General features: G+C 50.0%; 15 protein-coding genes. 7 read left to right on the top strand and 8 right to left on the bottom strand.

Annotation, left to right across the window (positions count from 1 at the left end):
• Positions 1-78: 78 nt before the first annotated feature.
• The 8 genes from QQL65_RS13425 to QQL65_RS13390 all read right to left on the bottom strand — a co-directional run bounded on the left by QQL65_RS13425 (position 79) and on the right by QQL65_RS13390 (position 9,427).
• Positions 79-1,326, bottom strand: a complete 1,248-nt coding sequence (locus QQL65_RS13425; RefSeq protein WP_284365364.1) for a glycerate kinase type-2 family protein — start codon at positions 1,324-1,326, stop codon at positions 79-81.
• Positions 1,327-1,366: 40 nt separating this feature from the next.
• Entirely contained in the window at positions 1,367-2,416 is a 1,050-nt protein-coding gene (locus QQL65_RS13420) for an ABC transporter ATP-binding protein (RefSeq protein ID WP_284365362.1), read from the bottom strand.
• Positions 2,403-3,668 carry an MGH1-like glycoside hydrolase domain-containing protein gene (locus QQL65_RS13415; protein WP_284365361.1) on the bottom strand — a complete coding sequence of 422 codons (1,266 nt, stop codon included), beginning with the start codon at positions 3,666-3,668 and terminating at the stop codon, positions 2,403-2,405. Before QQL65_RS13415 ends, QQL65_RS13420 begins: the two co-directional genes overlap by 14 nt.
• Positions 3,669-3,671: 3 nt before the next feature.
• Positions 3,672-4,877, bottom strand: coding sequence for a carbohydrate ABC transporter permease (locus tag QQL65_RS13410; protein WP_284365359.1), 1,206 nt, complete (start codon positions 4,875-4,877; stop codon positions 3,672-3,674).
• Positions 4,874-6,109, bottom strand: coding sequence for a carbohydrate ABC transporter permease (locus QQL65_RS13405; RefSeq protein ID WP_284365356.1), 1,236 nt, complete (start codon positions 6,107-6,109; stop codon positions 4,874-4,876). Before QQL65_RS13405 ends, QQL65_RS13410 begins: the two co-directional genes overlap by 4 nt.
• 55 nt (positions 6,110-6,164) lie before the next feature.
• Positions 6,165-7,511: an ABC transporter substrate-binding protein gene (locus QQL65_RS13400; RefSeq protein WP_284365354.1), complete on the bottom strand. Its 1,347-nt coding sequence runs from the start codon at positions 7,509-7,511 to the stop codon at positions 6,165-6,167.
• Position 7,512: 1 nt separating this feature from the next.
• A complete protein-coding gene (locus QQL65_RS13395; RefSeq protein ID WP_284365352.1) occupies positions 7,513-8,601 on the bottom strand; it encodes a LacI family DNA-binding transcriptional regulator in 1,089 nt (362 codons plus the stop codon).
• 202 nt (positions 8,602-8,803) lie between these two features.
• Positions 8,804-9,427: a TetR/AcrR family transcriptional regulator gene (locus tag QQL65_RS13390; RefSeq protein WP_284365350.1), complete on the bottom strand. Its 624-nt coding sequence runs from the start codon at positions 9,425-9,427 to the stop codon at positions 8,804-8,806.
• Between the two features lie 240 nt (positions 9,428-9,667).
• Between QQL65_RS13390 and QQL65_RS13385 the strand changes: the two genes are divergently transcribed.
• The 7 genes from QQL65_RS13385 (at position 9,668) to QQL65_RS13355 (ending at position 18,331) form a co-directional block, all read left to right on the top strand.
• Positions 9,668-10,444 (top strand): ABC transporter ATP-binding protein, encoded by a 777-nt coding sequence (locus QQL65_RS13385; protein ID WP_284365349.1) that lies wholly within the window; start codon positions 9,668-9,670, stop codon positions 10,442-10,444.
• 4 nt (positions 10,445-10,448) lie between these two features.
• On the top strand, positions 10,449-11,450 hold the full coding sequence (locus QQL65_RS13380) for a branched-chain amino acid ABC transporter permease (protein WP_284365347.1): 1,002 nt from the start codon (positions 10,449-10,451) through the stop codon (positions 11,448-11,450).
• A complete protein-coding gene (locus tag QQL65_RS13375; RefSeq protein ID WP_284365346.1) occupies positions 11,447-12,520 on the top strand; it encodes a branched-chain amino acid ABC transporter permease in 1,074 nt (357 codons plus the stop codon). The genes QQL65_RS13380 and QQL65_RS13375 overlap by 4 nt, the downstream gene beginning before the upstream one ends.
• Before the next feature lie 22 nt (positions 12,521-12,542).
• Positions 12,543-13,769, top strand: a complete 1,227-nt coding sequence (locus QQL65_RS13370) for an ABC transporter substrate-binding protein (RefSeq protein ID WP_284365344.1) — start codon at positions 12,543-12,545, stop codon at positions 13,767-13,769.
• A 73-nt stretch (positions 13,770-13,842) separates the two neighbouring features.
• Entirely contained in the window at positions 13,843-14,637 is a 795-nt protein-coding gene (locus QQL65_RS13365) for an ABC transporter ATP-binding protein (RefSeq protein WP_284365342.1), read from the top strand.
• Between the two features lie 12 nt (positions 14,638-14,649).
• Positions 14,650-16,506 (top strand): AMP-dependent synthetase/ligase, encoded by a 1,857-nt coding sequence (locus tag QQL65_RS13360; protein ID WP_284365340.1) that lies wholly within the window; start codon positions 14,650-14,652, stop codon positions 16,504-16,506.
• 40 nt (positions 16,507-16,546) lie between these two features.
• The gene (locus QQL65_RS13355; protein WP_284365338.1) at positions 16,547-18,331 is read left to right on the top strand and encodes an acyl-CoA dehydrogenase; all 1,785 of its coding nucleotides are present in this window, start codon (positions 16,547-16,549) and stop codon (positions 18,329-18,331) included.
• Positions 18,332-18,425 lie beyond the last annotated feature (94 nt).

Below are 18,425 nucleotides of genomic sequence, written 5' to 3'. Positions count from 1 at the left end.
TTTTGGAATATGCTGACAGAATTGCTGTTGTTGGCACCTTAGATTCAATCAGCTGAATCGTTAAGCTTTGAATTGGGGCTAGCCAATCAAAATGGCGCGAAAATCATTCACGTTTGTCAGTGTTGGCCCTGTCACCAGTTGTTCTCCCAGCTTTTCAAAGAAGGTGTGCGCATCGTTTCTTTCCAGATGGGATTGGGCATCCAAACCCAATTCTGTTGCACACCTTCCGCTTTGCGGGGATACAAATGCACCAGCTACTTCGGCAGCTCCATCTACGCCATCAGTATCAGCAGCAAGCAGATGGATGTTTGGTGCGCCATTGAATGCAATCATAGCGGAAAGGGCATATTCTGCGTTGGGTCCGCCAATGCCGTCGCCCGTTCTTGTGACAGTGCATTCTCCACCTGATAGCAGCAGCAAGGGTTTGTCGGTCTTTGTCCTCGTTTTTGCGATATCCATCGCTAGGCGCGCATGTTCCGCGCCCAATGTGCGCGCTTCGCCTTCAATGGCGTCGCCCAGAATTTTGACGTCACAACCATGGCTTTGCGCCAAGGCTTTAGCAGCTTCGAGTGACTGCGAAGGAGCGGCAACAATTCTGTTCGTGACTTCGTTCTGCGGAACTTCAGGCGAATTGTGACGCTCGGCAATCCGCAGAATGTGAGGATCGATGTTGATGTTCCATTTCTCTAATATTGGTATGATCGATACGTCTTCGATTTGCGAGGGAACTGTGGGGCCCGACGCAATGATGTTCAAATCGTCGCCAGCGACATCGGAAATGACAAGTCCACAAACCCGAGCAGGGGCACAAGCTATCGCCAGTTTGCCACCTTTTACTGCAGAGAAATGCCGGCGAACGACATTCATCTCAGAAATCGGCGCACCGCTTGCAAGTAGGTTTTGGTTGATCTGTTGTTTGTCGTCTAAAGAGATTCCATCAAGCGGCGCGCACAATAGTGCAGAGCCTCCGCCAGAAATAGGAGCAAGCACGAGGTCGTCCTGCTTCAAGTCGCCAACAAGAGCCAACATGCGGCGCGTGGCATCTACACCTGCCTGATCAGGCACAGGATGCGCGGCTTCGACAATTTCGATGTGCTTGGTTGGCCGTGCGTAGCCATATCGCGTGATTACCAATCCTTCAATGTCGCATTTATAGTGGCGTTCAACTGCTTCAGCCATGCGGGCACTGGCCTTACCTGCGCCGATAACAATGAGGCGACCAGCTGGGGGCGGGGGCAGATGCTTTTCCAAGCAACTGATTGGATCTGCAACAATAACGGCTTCATCGAAAAGCGCGCGAAGTAACTCTTTGGGTGATAATGACACGTGTGGTTTGCCCAGATGCTTTTTGCTATGAGAACTGAGCTTACGAAACCCGTAAGCCGTCCTTATCAAAATAGCTTATCTTTTCCGCATCAAAGCTCAAGCCCACTTCATCGCCAATCTGGCAGGCTGTACCGCCAACGCACCGCACGTTGATTTTGCCCAATGGGCCACAATCCACAATTACGAAACTGTCTGACCCCAGATATTCGATCAAATCCACCTTGCCATCGCATTGACCGCTACCTTTTGCGCTGAGTTCAATATGCTCAGGGCGTACACCCAGTTGCGTTGCAGGTTGCTCAAATGGATATTTACCACCACGCGCTTGCAGTAAGTTATAGGTGCCGCCCTTTGTCGAGCAATCCATCAAATTCATCTTTGGGCTTCCAATGAATTGCGCAACGAACGTGTTTTGCGGCCGTTCATATAGCTCACGTGGCGTACCGACCTGTGCGATTTTGCCAAATTCAAGAACCACAATGCGGTCTGCGAGAGTCATGGCTTCGACTTGGTCGTGGGTCACATAAATCATTGTGGATTTGAGCGATTGGTGAAGCTTTGCAATTTCATGCCGCATTTCAACCCGCAGCGCCGCATCGAGATTTGACAATGGTTCGTCAAACAAAAATGCAGTGGGATCTCGTACGATAGAGCGCCCGATTGCGACGCGCTGACGTTGTCCGCCTGAAAGGTCTTTGGGGCGTCGCTCAAGATATGGCTCAAGCTGTAATGTCTTAGCCGCATAATCCACTTTTTCGGCAATTTCTGCTTTTGGTGCACCCGCGGTTTTAAGTCCAAACGCCATATTGTCGCGTACCGACATGTGCGGGTATAGGGCGTAACTCTGGAACACCATTGCGAGGCCACGCTTTGCCGGTGGGTGCGCGGTAACGTCCTCACCGTTAATCTCCAATGTTCCGCGTGAGATGTCTTCCAGCCCACCAATCATTCGCAGAAGGGTGGATTTTCCGCAACCTGAAGGCCCTACAAAGACAACAAATTCGCCTTCATTAATGGATAGGTCGATGCCCTTGATTACCTGTGCCGATCCGTACCATTTTTCAACGGATTTGAGTTCAATTGATCCCATCGTTGCCTCCTTGGTTTTCACCGGCCCAGCTCAACCAGACTGCTGCTGTCCACGTAAATGCTTGTCCACCTGCGGGTGTGCCGTCTTGCGGATCGAAATATTCAGCAAAACCGTTCTGTTCGATTAGTGCGCGTGTTGCCTGTCTTAAACGCAATGCAAGGGGATGTTTCATCTCTTCAAGCCCCAACCCGATCAGCAAGTTCATCACCGCCCAAGTTGGCCCGCGCCAATAGCGTCTACCGTCAAACTTAGGGCTTTCTGGATCGTGACTTGGCACGCCAAATTGCACTTTATCCAGTACTCGCTGTAATTGTTCTGATTGGCCCGCTGAATCGATGCCTGCGTACCAGCAAAGGAACGAGGCATTTGAAACGCAATTCGCCCATTCGCCGGTTTTAGTATCCCGTGCATCATAGCTTTGGATGTTGTTGTTCCAAAGAGAGGCCGCACCTTTTTCAAGTGTCGCTATTTCAACGTCGAGCCCGTTGACATCCAGACCAAGTTCCACACCGAGCGCGAGCAAGTCTCGTTGGGCGCGCAACAGCGTAAACGTCATCGTTGGGTCCGCGACACGGAAAGGATTTTCTTCCAATAGTTGCTGTTGGTCCCAATTTAGCCGTTTGCCCATCTGGACCAGCCAGATATAGCGATCATAATCAAACTTGGTTGGGCGCATGGAGCCGTCAACATGTTTGGTGTCGCGCCTCTCATACTCACCAACGCCGATAGGATCGATCCGTTCCATCGGTCCATCCCACTCTGGCGTATTGTCTCTGCCGGCTTCCCATGGGTGGGTCACGCACACTGCGCCTTGATCAAGCCGCCATTGCATAAACCATTGATGCCATGCGCGCATCTTTGGGAACAGTGCGCGGATATGTGCTTCTCCTGCAGTCTTGTCTTTTTCAAAAATGAGCCGCGCCATGGTTGCTGCAATTGGTGGTTGCGTTATGCCCGAAGAAGGCAATGGACCAATTCCGCCCCAAACATCCGGTCCAGGATAGTATCCGGGGTCTGATTTGTGGAATACGATGTGCGGCACCATTCCGTCGTCCCATTGAGCCGTGAAAAGTGTATCCAACTCTTGCCAGGCTCGGTCGATGTTGAACTGTGCAAAACCAAGCGCTGCAAAGGCACTGTCCCAATTCCATTGATAGGGATAAAGCCCTTTAGTGGGAATGGTATAGCCACCACGATCATTCATTTTGAGGATGTCGCGTGCTTGTTTGTGCAAGTCTATTGTCGTTGTCATAAATTACCCTTTGACGGAGCCTGCGGTCAGGCCTTTGGTCATGAATTTTTCTAACCCTAAGAACAACGCCATGATCGGGACCGTCGCAATGACGGCACCGGCCATGAGATGTTGTCGGGGAATTTCTGAGGAATTGAGGCTGGCAATGCCACGCGTCAACGTGAATTTTGTGGGGTCATCCAGCAGCATGAAGGCGAGCAAAAACTCGTTCCAGGCGATCATGAAGACATAAAGCGAAACCGAGGCTATGGCTGGTAGAGATAGTGGCAAAGTGATCTTCCAGATCACTGCAAGTCTGGAAAGACCGTCCATCAAACCCGCTTCTTCAATTTCGCCAGGAAGGCCGCGGAAATACCCTTGCAACATGTAGAGCGCCACCGGAATTGTCGTTACCGGATAAATCAGGACGATACCCAAAATCGAATTGCGCAGGCCCGTGATGGAAAAGGCGATGTAAATCGGCAGTGCCAGCACGATCATCGGCACCATGTAAATCAACAAGATGGAGCGCGAAAATGCCGCTCGCCCTGAGAACCTAAGACGTGCCACGGCATAAGCACCGGGGATGGAAAAGGCGAGGGTGATAAACACAGTCACTACCGAAATGAATAGAGAATTTGCCATGTATGTGCCGAATTCAAAGTTGGCAAATAGCTCATAGTAGGACCGGAACAAATCCCATCCTTTGCCTAAATCAAGCGAAAAATCTAATGGATTTTGAACAAGTTCTGACTGGTTCTTAAAGCTCGTCATAAGCATGACGTAGAATGGGATCACCACAATTGCTGTGAAGAAGACGTAGCCGATGGCTGTGCAAAGTCGTATGATCACATCTTCAAATTCGTGACGTGTCAGTGGTCCGTTTGGCGCAGTGATCGTTATTGCATATGTCCCGCCAACAGCGATAGTCGTTGCGACAAGATGCGTAAAAAGATTGGCGACCACGGCAGAGGAATCAGCTGCACTGACGATGCCAAGACCAAGCGGCGCTATCACAGCGAGAGCAATGGCTGTCCCAATGGCGACCCAACGTCCTCTGGTAACGGCCAACCCTGCCAAAATACCCCAGATTAATATCCAAAGTGGTTCTGGCCGATAGGGTAAGCCCGTCGCAAAGCTAACGGCAATTGCCGTTATCGTTGCCGCAATGAAAGTCCAGATAATCCCAGAGGTTGCTGCGGTGATTGCTTTGGTGCGAAGTCTAATCATAGCCCTTCCTCCTGTGAAATAAAGCGGAAGAAAAACAACGAGAACACGACAAGGCAGATAAAGATAACCACTGCAACAGCCGCACCTGCGCCTATGTTTGAAATGGCAAATGCTTGTTCATAAACACTAACGGTTAGTGTTCTGGTGCCGGCATTGCCGCCGGTTAGCAAAAAGATGTCGTCAAATTTGTTGAACGTCCAAATGAAGCGCAGCAGAAAGAGCACAGATAGGATGCCAAGCAATTGAGGAATGGACAAATACCAGAACTTTTGGAAAGGGCTGGCCCCGTCCATATCGGCAGCTTCATACATTTCACTGTCGATTGATTGCATGCGCGCTAGAATGAACAGGAATGAGAGTGGGAAATATCGCCAAATCTCAAAGACAGTCACCATGATGAGGGCGAGGGGACGCTCACCAAAGAAGTTGATGGCTTGGTCGGTCACGCCCATTTGAATGAGTAATGCGTTGGCGGAACCGGAAAACGGATCAAACAGGATCAGCCACGAAAAGGCGACGGCGATCACTGGGGCGACGTAAGGGAATAGATATAGGCCGCGCAGGATGCCTTGTCCGGTAAATGATTTGTTGAGCAATAGGGCAGCAAACAGTCCCACGACGAGCGCACCAATTGTGCCAAAGACGGTGTAAAACATCGTCACGCCAAATACTGAAATAAATTGGTCGCCATCAAACACTCGGGCGAAGTTTTCAAGTGTAAACTCGAAGTTTGTCAGGATGTTATCCGCAGTGCCCGAAACTGTCGGGTCGGTTTTTTCAACCGCGATTTCGGCTGCGTCTTCATTCGTCGCAGCGACAGAGATTACAAGTTTTTCATTGTATCCTGGTGCTAACTCGCTGAATGAACAAAATATTTTACTGTTCTCGAGCACGCATTCAGCGGGTACTTCACCAAGGACTTGAATGTCTTGCGGGATATGATCGGCGATGGTGACATTGTAAATCGGTTTTGTGCGACTAGAATTGCGCACTCGATATTCAATTCGTAGCTTTTCGCCGCTTCCCCGCAATGCTTCTTTGACAATTGGTGCAGGTGGTCGAAGGTCAGAGAGCCCAATAGGTTTGAAGCTTATCCAGAATATTGCGATCAGTGGCAACAGCACCACAAGCGCGACGCTGATCAGTGTGGGCGCAAGCAGGCCCCAAGCTAATCGTTCTTCGCGTTTCGCCAAAGGCGTCTTTTCGGTAGGTTGCACTGGAATATCGGACATTGTTTTTGAATTCTCTTTAAGGGTCTCCGGCGCCGAAGCGCCGGAGAGGAAGATTTTATTCTACTTTAGACAATTCGTCGTTCATCGCCTTAACAGCGGCTGAAGCATCAACCTGACCATCAAGATATTCGCGAACCACACGGTTGATGATTTGCGAGTTGATAATCTTTGAAGCAAGGCTGAGTTGGCCTTCTTTTACGCCCCAACGTTGCGCAACATCCAAACCACCAACGATCTCGTCGATCATTTCTTGCGCGTAGAGGTCGCCCAATGGAGCTTTACGATCAACGCCAACTGGCAGTTTTGACCATGCGTCAACAAATGCCGTTGGGTTTTCTGCGTTGCCGCGACGCACAGGGAACTTGCCCTCTGGCGCAATAGATAGTGTTTGCGTGTATCCCTCATCCATTGAGAACTTCACAAAGTCCATCGCCGCATCGGTGTCGGCATCCGCCGTGATGCCGAAGTATCGGACATCACCCCAAGCGGCGCCATCAGCATTTGATGGACCAGCAAACGTGGTCACAACGCCAGTTTTAGACGCAAGTTCTGGTGATGTTGGATCATCATTGATGGTTGGCGGAGCACTATCACGCAACCCAGCCAATTCATCCAAAATGAATGGAGACCAAATGATCATTGCTGCATTGCCAGAGAAATAAAGCTCGCGAGACTGTTTCCAGTACAGATCGCCTGGAGGCGAAGCTTCAACAATTGCCTTGTAGAATTCCAAGACTTCCGTCGTTTTTGCTTCGTCAAGCGGTGCGAAACCATCTGAAGAAACAGGGGTCACGCCGTTTGCAAGGAATACATGTTCAAGCACTTGGGACATGAAGTTTTCATCGACCTTTGTGGCAGCGACAAAGCCAAACATCTCAGGTGGGTTGTGCAGTGCGGCCAATGCGGCTTCAACATTTGCAAAGGTTGTTGGTGCTTCAAGGCCATTGGCTTCAAACAAGTCTTTGCGATAGACAATCATTTGTGTCCAGCCATCGACCGGAACAGATGCTGTGCCGTCTTCAAATGCTGCCATTGCGATTGCGCCAGGCGCGAACGTATCCACACCAAGGTCTTCGATTACTTCGGTCGCCGCATCAGTGTCCAAAATACCAGCTTCGGCCCATGGAAGAGCATATTGAAGCGTGTGATAGATAACATCTGGCAAATCACCCGCTGCAAAAGCTGCGGTTGCGCGTGTGCCCAGCTCGTTTTCTGAAACTGGAATAACTTCGACTTCTGTGCCAGTTTCCGCCTTGAATTGAGCCGCCATCTCTTGCTGTTTAGCAAGGCGTTCTGGTTGCTCTTCGGTTGTCCAAAAACGCAGTGAATCTGCGTAAATTGATGTGCATGACATCAAAACCGCAATTGCGGCGGTTGTCATGAGTTTGGTCTTATTGGTCATCTTATTCCTCCCGATGATCTGACTTTAGTTTGATGAGTGCTGCAAGGTCATTCGACGTCAGCAGACAGGGACCGTGAGAACCTCGGTCCAAAAATCGTGCATTTCCAATTTCGCGCAGTGTTTGGGCAGCTTCGCCGCGCACGCGCCGGATCAGCAATTCCGCGAGACGGGCGCCAGCGTGCTTGGTATCAACGGCATAAGTTGAAAGCTGCGGATTGAGTACCGCGCCTTCGGGTACACCGTCGTAGGCAATGATCGAAACCTCTTTGCCGACCTCTAGACCGCAAGAACGGATTGCGTCATAGGCACCGATTGCGGCGTGGTCGACCGAACAAAGAATGGCAGTTGGCGGTTCACTTTGCAGCAACAGCTTTTGTGTCGCATCGGCACCTTGTTGTTTGTTGACCGCGTTCGGGCCAATCAGGGCAGGGTCTTGGCTTAGACCAGCTTGTGCTAGTCCTTCCAAATAGCCTTCAGTCCGCAACTTTGTGTAATTATATCCTTCGCCACCGGGCAAGAAACCTATGCGGCGATGTCCTAGTCGAAAGAGTTCGGCAACGGCTTCTTGCATAGCAGTTTCACCAGCGATGTCGTACCAAGCGCATTCTGCAATATCTTCCGTTCGTCCATAAAGAACGAATGGCACGTGCCCATTGCGTAGCGCATCAATGCGGCGGTCTTGCAGGTATGTCCGTGGTAGGATGAACCCGTCCGCTTTTCGTTCCTGCGAGAGCTTTTCCAATAGGCGAATGGTGTCCGTGGTGCTGCTTGCCGTGGCCAAGGTCAGGGTCCAATCGTGCAGTGCCGCACCTTCAGTAATTCCAGCTAGAAAGTTTGCCAAAAAGGGGCGATGCCCATCGTGCTCTGAAACTTGCAACACCAAACCTATTGAACGCACGCGACCAGTTTTGATGGCTTGCGCGTGAGATAAGGGGCGATAGTTTTGCACACTCGCCGCATGGCGTACGCGAAGACGGGTTGCTTCCGAAATATCTGGATAGTCATTAAGCGCACGACTGACGGTGCTTTTGGTCAAGCCCAAAGACTTTGCCAAGTCGTCAATTGTGGTGCGTTTGCCAATGGCATTCATGCGCTTTTTCTCCTCCGTGGGTCCTAAACAAATTTCCGAAACCGGTTTCGGCAAGGGGAGAATAGCAGATTTTTTGAGTTTTTTTTGACTTTCGCTGGAAATGGCAGGTTATGCCAAGGAGCATCGTAGACAGATGTTCTTTGAAACGCTGTCGGTTTCGTTCACGACAATCAATTGATGGGACAGACGATCAATTGCGCGGCTATTTGGCGCCAATACCGTTGGTCAAGAAGGAGAGGTATGCCTTGGCAATCTCTTCAGGTGACAAGCTGCCTTCTTCGGTATGCCATTTGGGAATCCAGTTTACACCACCCATAATGAAACGTGTGATGATGGGGGCGAGGTCAGCGCGAATTGAGCCATCCTTTGCACCAAGAATTGCCAAACCCTCCAAACCTTCGGTTAGGGCACGAGAGCGAGCGCGCACATCTGCCTTGGCCTCAGTCGGCAGTGCGTCAACATCACTGACCACAGCAATTGAGCCGTTCGAGCAATGCAAGACAATCAAATTTTCAATGAAGTAACTTAGTTGGTTGAGCCCCGAGCCTTCTTGCTTATTTGCAAGTTCCAAGAGCTCCTCGCAGATGTCAAGCGTGCGTTCATAGCAGCCGAGCAACAATTCGGACTTGTTTTTGAAATAGTAGTAGATAGATGGCTTGGATATGGACAATACAGCGGCTACTTCATCCAAAGAGGTCGCTTCAAATCCATTTTTGTTGAACAAATCACTCGCAGCGCGGCACATAAATTCCAGCTTTTGGCTGCGTACATCTTCTCGCCGAAACGGCGAGGCGAGTTGGCTTTTGTTCACATTCATGTGGTTCATCTCGCATCCATCTCATTTGATTGTTTATGCAGCAATATCGAGTTGGCTTTGGCCAATCTCAACTGTGCACATTAACGCTCGCGTGCAGGCCATAGCAGAGTTTTACACAAAGGTACAATAACAGAGAATGGTCAAACGTACAGGGTTTTTGACTTCAAAATTTACTATTTGACTTCAGAGTCAGATTGATCCTAAACTTCTTGCTAACCTAAAAATGACGGAAAAACCGCGTTAGGTTAGATGAGGGAGGATTGCGTGCTGTCGGTTGCGGACGTGCATTTGTCTTTTGGTGGCCTGAAGGCTCTTCAAGGAGTGTCTTTTGACGCGGCCGCGGGTGAGATAACCGGCATAATTGGGCCTAACGGCGCTGGTAAAACTTCCCTTTTTAACGTGATATCTGGGTTCTACAAACCAAATCAGGGACATATCCTGTTTGAGGGCAAGGATGTATCTGGACTTAAACCAGACGCGCGCGCCCACAAAGGAATGTCGCGCACGTTTCAGAACATTGCACTTTTTCGTGGCATGACAGTCTTGGACAATATCAAATTGGGTTGTCACACCAATTTATCGGCAAACGTGTGGTCTAGTCTTTTGTATTTCGGCAGCGCACAACGCGAAGAGTTGAAAGCGCGCAAGGAGATTGAAGAGGAAGTTATCGACTTCCTTGAAATTGACCACATACGCAAAGCGCCAATCACAGCATTGTCTTATGGCCTGCAAAAACGCGTAGAGTTGGCGCGTGCTCTTGCGATGCGGCCAAAGCTTTTGATGCTGGATGAACCAGTGGCAGGAATGAACCGAGAAGAAACGGCAGACATGGCGCGGTTTATTCTGGATGCCCAAGCGCGATTTGGCACAACAATATTGCTGGTTGAGCATGACATGCACTTGGTCATGGATATTTGCGCCAAGGTCGTGGTGCTCAACTTTGGGAAACAAATTGCTGATGGTGTTCCGCACGAAGTCGCACACAATCAAAATGTAATTGATGCGTATCTAGGGCAAGCGGGGTAGGGCGATGCAATTTGTACAGTTCGTGATCAACGGTTTGATGGCTGGTGCGCTCTATGCCTTGATCGCGATTGGCATTGTCGCCGTTTATAAGTCCACTCGTGTTGTCAATTTCGCGCACGGTTACATGATCATGATTGGCGCATATCTATACTACACATTTGCAGTTCTTTTGCCTGACGCGTCATGGGCACCTGCTTGGCTTTCAGGCTGGACGCCAGAATGGGTGATTGCGGGTAAAAACAGCGCCAAAATGTTTTCACCCGCCGCTGCATTTTACGACTGGATACCAAACATTCCGCGCATCATCTTTGGACTTGTCTGCGCAATTCTTGGATCAGGTTTGTTGGCGTTGATCATTGAGCGTTTCTTGATGCGTCCGCTGCTAGGGCAGTCTAATTTTTCGATGATTATGATCACCGTGGGTCTAATCTCGGTTCTATCAGGCTTTAAGAGCCTGTTTTGGACGGGCGATGCCGCGTCGGTTCCGCATTTAACGCCCAATCCTGCTTTCCGTTTGGACTTGTTTGGCACGCCCATATTCATTTTCGGTGCAAATTTTATGTCGATGATTATGGCGGCATTGATATTTGGGTTTATCGTTTATTGGCTTCGCCATTCATCGGCAGGTGTTGCCATTAGAGCGGTTTCCGAAGACCAGTCCACCGCCTATTCAATGGGTATCAATGTGCCGCGCGTGTTTGCGCAAGCTTGGTTGATAGCAGCGGCAACTGGTGCGGTCGCTGGTGCCGTGCTTGCCGCACGAGACGGTGTTTCGCCGTCGCTTGGGCTATTTGGATTTTCTGTGTTGGCGATTGTTTTGATGGGCGGGCTAGATAGTTTTGTCGGGGTGTTCATCGCGGCGATGTTGGTTGGCGTTTTAGAAGCCCTCGTGCAATGGCAACTGGGCGGCACATGGGTAGAGATTGCGCCCTATGTTGCAGTTCTGGTGGTCATATTGATCCGACCATATGGGCTAATGGGGCACCCGGAGGTTGAGCGCATATGATTATCGGCAACCGAAAAACTTCGTACCTTGAGGACGAAAAAATCCTCAACAACAATTACAAGAAGGCTTTCGTTTTTGGTATGATTGCGCTGGCGATTGCGCTGCCGTTTTTCGCTGATGATTACACAATCTTGATGGCTTCACTTGTGGGGATTATGCTGATCGCCGTTGTGGGGGTGAATGTTGTCATCGGCTATACCGGACTTTTGTCCTTGGGCCATGCCGGATTTGTCGCCATTGGGGCGTATAGCGTATCAATCATCCACAATCTGCTTGGCGAGTGGGGCGTCCCTGATGTGTTGCAACCTTGGTTGGCGCTACCAGGCGCGATGGGCGTCGCAGCACTCATCGGGATCCTAGTTGGACTTCCATCACTCAGAGTGAAGGGCATCTACCTTGCGGTTGCCACCTTAAGTGCGAATTTCATCATCATCTTTCTTATTGAAATCGACACTTTCTCTCAATGGACAGGCGGCCGATTAGGACTAACCACACCGGACCCAAATTTCTTCGGATGGGTACTTGATAGCCAGCGTGAGGTTTATGCGCTCATCGCGTTTTGCGCCTTTGCAACCATCCTGATGGTGCAGAACCTATTCAGGACGCGTGTTGGACGGGCGTTTATTGCCATTCGAGAAAAAGACTATTCCGCCGAAATACTTGGTGTATCATTGTTGAAATACAAGCTGACAAGCTTTGCCATTTCGGCCGCTTGTTGTGGACTTGCTGGCGCAATGGCTGCTTATTTTTATGCCAAGGTTTTGCCAGAGCAATTTGAACTGGCGCTCTCATTGCAGCTGGTGGCAGCGCTAATCGTTGGTGGCATGGGCCGGACTATGGGGCCCGTTTTTGGCACGATTATTATCGTATTGGTGCCAGAGATTTTGAAAATATCAATGGGTGCAATGATGGGGAGTTCCATCGAAGCAGCGCAATTGCGCGCGCCCATTCAGGAAATTGTTTTTGGTGGCTTGATCATCGGGTTCGTTCTGTTCGAACCATTGGGCATATCTCAGATCATGGACCGTTTTTTCCGCGCATTGAACAGATGGCCGTTCGCGCGTGGCTAGGTGATTAAAAGGAGGAGACAATATGACTTTAGGTAAGAGCAGTATTTCACGACGCAGATTTATCAAGTCTGCAGCGGCAGCGGGCGCGGCAAGTTTGGCAATGCCGGCGATCGTTCGAGCGCAACCTTCACATTACATCATTGGTGCGTCGTTGCCGATGACGGGACCATTTGCAACGGCGGGGCAGTTGATTGCGCCATCGTTGAAGATGTTTGAAGCATTCACCAACCAAGCCGGTGGCATCGGCGGCGTGCCGATTAAGGTCGCAGTGGAAGATTCAGGTTATGTGGCGCAAAATGCGCTGGCGAACTACCAACGCCTGTTGGCATCAGAAGGCGACGCGGTGATCGGCTATTTTGGCGATTCTACCGGTTTCATGAAGCTTGTGGCACCTGAATTAAAAGGCGAGCAGGCACGGTTGATGTCGTCAACCTCTTTCGCTTCAGAACTGGCGAACCCTGAAACTAACCCATATCAGTTCATGGCTGGCCCGACTTACGAAGATCAGTTTGATATTCTGTTGCAGAACATCGCGGCGGAAGGTGGCAAGTCAGTTGCCTTTATTCATTCAAACACCGAATTTGGTCTCGACCCGATTGAGTTTGGCAAGAAACGCGCAGCCGAATTGGGCATTGAAGTCAAGTTGATTGAGGCGACCAAGCCGCAGGGTGCTGATGTTGCTACCCATGTGACCAAACTTGCACAAGCCGACGCTGAATATTGTATTTTGCAGGGCTATGTAACCGGCGTCTGGCCACAACTGATTGGTGGCGCTCGACAATTTGGATTGCCTACGAAGTTTATGGGCACATTCTGGGGCATGGAAAAGTTGATCGCGGATCGGGTGACTGCGGAAGCAGGGCCATTCCTTGATGGCTATCAGGGTGTGATGCCGTACCGCTATTTCTATGATTCAGAAGATGCACCACGTTACCAACAAATGGCAGCCTTCTCGAAAGAGCATTTTGCTGGCACACCGCTTGAGAACTATATGCCGACTTGGGGTCTGCAGGCGATGCTGTCGCTTGACCTTTTGGCTCTCACACTGGCTAAAACGGCGGAAGCGGGCAAAGAGCTAACTGCGGATAATGCAGCGGCTATGCTTTCCGAAATCAAAGACCACGACACGGGTGGATTCTTTGGCCCCAATGCAACGATCAAAAACAACAAAATCGGCATTGGGCGTGTCTATCAATACTCTGCTGAGAGCAAGCTTTTCACGCCAACTTCGGATTGGTTGGAAGTCTAACAATTAGAAGAAGCGGCGCAGCCTGTCTGTTGCGCCGCCCCTATAGCAAACAACGAGTTGGCGAATTGCAATTATGCTGAGTGTTGAAAACATCGATGTTGTTTATCACCATACGGTGCAAGCTTTGCGCGGTATGTCGCTGGACGTCCCGAAAGGCAAAATTGTTGCGCTTTTGGGTTCAAACGGTGCCGGGAAAACGACGACACTCAAAACAGCTTCCAATCTGGTTCAGCTTGAAAATGGACACGTTCGGGAAGGACGTATTCGGTTCAAAGATCAAAATATCGCGCAGTTGTCGGCGGATGCGTTGGTACATCAAGGGTTGTTCCATATTCGGGAGGGCCGGCGGATTTTCTCAGAACTGACTGTGGACGACAATCTTGTTGCGGCATCATATGCCCTCAAGGGCCGAAATATTCGACCCGACTATGAAAAGATATACTCGTTCTTTCCACGCCTGAAAGAACGTCGCAAACAGGTTGCCGGTTACCTTTCAGGTGGCGAGCAGCAAATGCTTGCTTTTGGACGGGCAATGATTGCGGCGCCTGAAATGATCTTGATGGATGAACCTTCATTGGGGTTGGCACCAAAAATTATCACCGAGATTTTCGATACTATTCGCAGACTAAATGCTGACGATGGCATTACGATTTTGCTTGTCGAACAAAACGCACACCTTGCGTTCTCCATCGCTGACTATTCCTACATCATGGAAAGCGGGCAGATAGTAATGGAGGGCCGATCCGAAAAACTACGAGATGATCCAGATGTGCGCAGCTTCTATTTGGGTGTCGGCGATGAGGGCAGCGAACGAACAAGTTTTCGCGATGTGAAGCACTATAAGCGCCGCAAGCGTTGGTTGAGCTAGGTGGGCAAATTTATGGCACAAACAGCAACACTGACACAGAATTATAGCGATGGCGTTTTCAAAACAGCCAATACGGTTGTGCATAATCTTGCTAAAGCAAATCCTGATCGTGTGGCCATCCGGCAGAAACGGTATGGGATTTGGAATGAATATAGTTGGGCCGATGTCGATCGGTTGACGCGCGAACTGGCCGCAGCACTAATTGAAATGGGCGTCAAACGCGGATCAAAAGTCGGCATATTGTCGGAAAACCGCTGCGAGTGGGTATTGGCACAGTTCGCAATTCAGGCGGCGGGGGCGACGGTCGTTGGGATGTATCCAACTAGCCCATCCTTTGAAATTCACCACTTGGTTGACGCGTCTGACACAGAGTTTTTGTTTATTGAGGATCAAGAACAATTTGACAAAATTGTCGAGTTGGAAGGCAAAACGCCGCGTCTCAAAAAGCTGATGGTATTTGATCCTAAGGGTTTGCACGACGAGGAGTTTTTGGGTCTGCAATCTTTCTCTGACCTTGCTGAAATTGGAAGAAGTGCCATTGAACAGCATGCCAAAGAGATTGAAGCACGGATAACTGACACAAAGGCAGAAGATACCGCGCTCATGGTGTTTACTTCGGGCAGTACTGGGGCACCAAAAGCGGCGAAAATTAGCCATGGCAACTATTTTGCTGCTGGGAAATTGATCGACAATTTCTTTGGTGGTCATGTTCTGCAAGGCTCCAACATCCTAAGCTATCTGCCGCTTTGCCATATTGCGGAACAGGATATGACGGTGGTCAATGCATTGGCCGCCAATCACATTATGAACTTTGGCGAGAGCTTGCGCACCATCACCCTCGACTTGCGTGATGCGGCACCCGATTTGTTTTTTGGTGTGCCGCGTATTTGGGAAAAAATGCAAGCGGGATTGATGGTGCACATTAAGACAGCGCACCCGATCCAGACTTGGATATCTGAGATGGCGCTACGTTCTGCCGAGAGGCTATCGCACACCCCAAGGTCCAAATGGACAATTTGGCAAAGAGCAGTCAATCAATTCTGGGACGTATTGGTGTATCGGCATTTGCGCAGCTTCCTCGGGCTAGGGCGAGTGAAAATAGCAATTACGGCGGCGGCACCGATCTCGCTTGATTTGCTCACTTTCTTTCGCGGCATTGGCGTTAATATCTGCGAGATTTGGGGTATGACCGAAACGACTGGGGCTGCCTGCATGCAGCCTGATTGGGGAGAATCAGATGGTCGCGTTGGTTTCTTTCCCGAAGGCGTCGAGGCAAAATTAGCGGACGATGGCGAACTGTTGGTGAAGGGTGGAATAGTTTTCAAAGGCTACTATCGCAATCCTGAGGCGACTTCATCAACATTGGTAGATGGTTGGCTGCACACCGGTGACATAGCTGCATCACATCCTGATGGTTCGTTTTCCATTGTTGATCGCAAGAAAGACGTGATGATTACCGCGGCGGGTAAGAACCTAACGCCATCGCTTATTGAAAACACGATGAAAGCGTCACCCTACATCAAGGAATGCATTGTCATTGCGGATAGGCGACCTTACCCGGTCGGGTTAGTGCAAATTGACTTTGAGACAATGCGCGTTTGGGCGGAAAAAGCTGGCATTACCTATACGACTTTTCGCTCATTGGCGGAGAATCCGGCAGTGGTAAGATTGATCAATGATGAGGTTCATCGCTTGAATGAGCGTTTGGCGCGTGTCGAACAAATCAAAAAGGTTAGGCTTTTGACCAAGGAGCTTGACCATGACGATGGCGAGGTTACCGCGACGCTGAAAGTACGGCGAGCAAAGATCAATGAAACATATGCGGAAGTAATTGAATCATTGTATGAAGAACAAGCCGTAAGTGCTTGATGTATCCGGTGACTGCTGGAAACGCATAGGAGAATTTTGAATGCCGTTTAAAGCCCCTGTTGAAGACATGTTGTTCGCACTGAACAATCTTTGTGGCCTAGAGGATATTGCCCAACTTCCAGGATATGAGGATGCGCAACCAGATATGGTTGAAGCCATTTTGGCTGAAGCAGCAAAGTTTTCGCAAGAGGTGTTAGCGCCGCTAAATACCATTGGTGACCAACAAGGAGCCAGTTTTGCAGATGGCAAAGTGGCAACAGCGCCTGGCTGGGCAGATGCCTATAAACAATTGGTGGAGATGGGTTGGAACAGCCCGAAAACGAGCGCTGAACATGGCGGAATGGGCCTGCCAGCGGTGGTGAATGCAAGCATCCAAGAAATGTTTACGTCGGCAAACACCTCATTCATGTTGGCCCCTTTGCTGACCCAAGGTGCAATCGAATCAATTGCAGGCTTTGCCTCAGCGCAACTTCAAGAAGTGTTTTTGCCGAAGTTGGTGACAGGCGAGTGGACCGGCACTATGAACCTAACTGAACCACAAGCGGGCTCTGACCTTGCGGCTATTACCTCCAAAGCTATTCCAAACGGTGATCATTATCTAATTTCGGGCCAAAAGATATTCATCACTTATGGCGAGCACGATATGAGCGACAATATTGTCCACTTGGTGTTGGCACGCCTGCCTGATGCTCCCGAAGGGGTGAAAGGCATTTCGCTGTTTATTGTACCCAAATTTCTAGTCAATTCAGATGGCAGTCTGGGCGACAGGAATGATGTTGAGTGTATCTCGATTGAGCACAAGCTTGGCATACACGCTAGTCCAACATGCACCATGGCATATGGCACAAACGGCGGAGCGATCGGATATTTGGTTGGCGAACCTCATGATGGGCTCAAATACATGTTCACAATGATGAATGCAGCGCGTTTGGGGGTTGGCCTTCAAGGTGTTGGTATTTCAGAACATGCAACCCAACACGCAATTCAATATGCGCTAGAGCGCAAGCAGGGCCAAACGCCAAAAGGCTCCGAACAAACAATTATGGGACATCCAGATATTCGGCGCATGCTAGGCTTGATGAAAGCGCGTACCGAAGCGGCGAGGGTGCTCGCGTACCGTGCTGCTGCCGCTGAAGATCTAGCAGAAAAAGCGCCAGACGCTGAGAAACGCGCATATTACCAACGACGCTTAGATCTGCTTATTCCAGTTGTAAAAGGTTGGTCGACCGAACTTGCAGTTGATACCTCGTCGCTCGGCGTGCAAATTCACGGCGGCATGGGCTTTATCGAAGAAACCGGTGCTGCTCAGTATTTCCGTGATGCGAGAATTACAACTATTTATGAGGGCACAACAGGCATCCAGGCGCTTGACTTGGTTGGCCGAAAGATCAAACGAGATCAGGGTGCAGCAGCAATAGAATTGGTGCAAGAAATACGAGACACCGCCCGAAACGCGAAGCAGCAAAATAACACCGTTGCAGATTGGACAAAGCTATCTGCTATGGCCGACGACGCGGCTCAGACTATCGAAAATGTGACAAAGTGGTTGGTGGAACGAAATGACCTTTCGCCGCAGGCCGCGGCCGCGAATGTGCTTGAGCTATTTGGCATTGCGCTGGGCGCTTGGGTGATGGCCGATGCCGCCATTGCAGCGTCTCAGAAGTCAGAACGAGAAGGCGCGAGTGATTATTTGCAATCAAAGCTAAAAATGGCGGCGTTCTACGCTGGCCACGTCTATCCAAAAGCTGCAATGCTTAAAAAGGTCGTGTTTGAAGCAAACGACGAGGTGCTTGATCTAAATGCACAAGACTTTGAAGTTGCGTAGGCGCATCTTTCGATTGCTGGGAGCTGCATTTAGCTCTTGATAATTCGGTATTGACTTGAATTTATGCCGCTTTCAACCAATATACGGTTGGCAA

This window comes from Maritalea porphyrae (assembly GCF_030159895.1).
GTDB lineage: Bacteria > Pseudomonadota > Alphaproteobacteria > Rhizobiales > Devosiaceae > Maritalea > Maritalea porphyrae.
The sequence above is the reverse complement of the archived record's forward strand: the minus strand, read 5'-3'. Positions and strand labels throughout refer to the sequence as shown.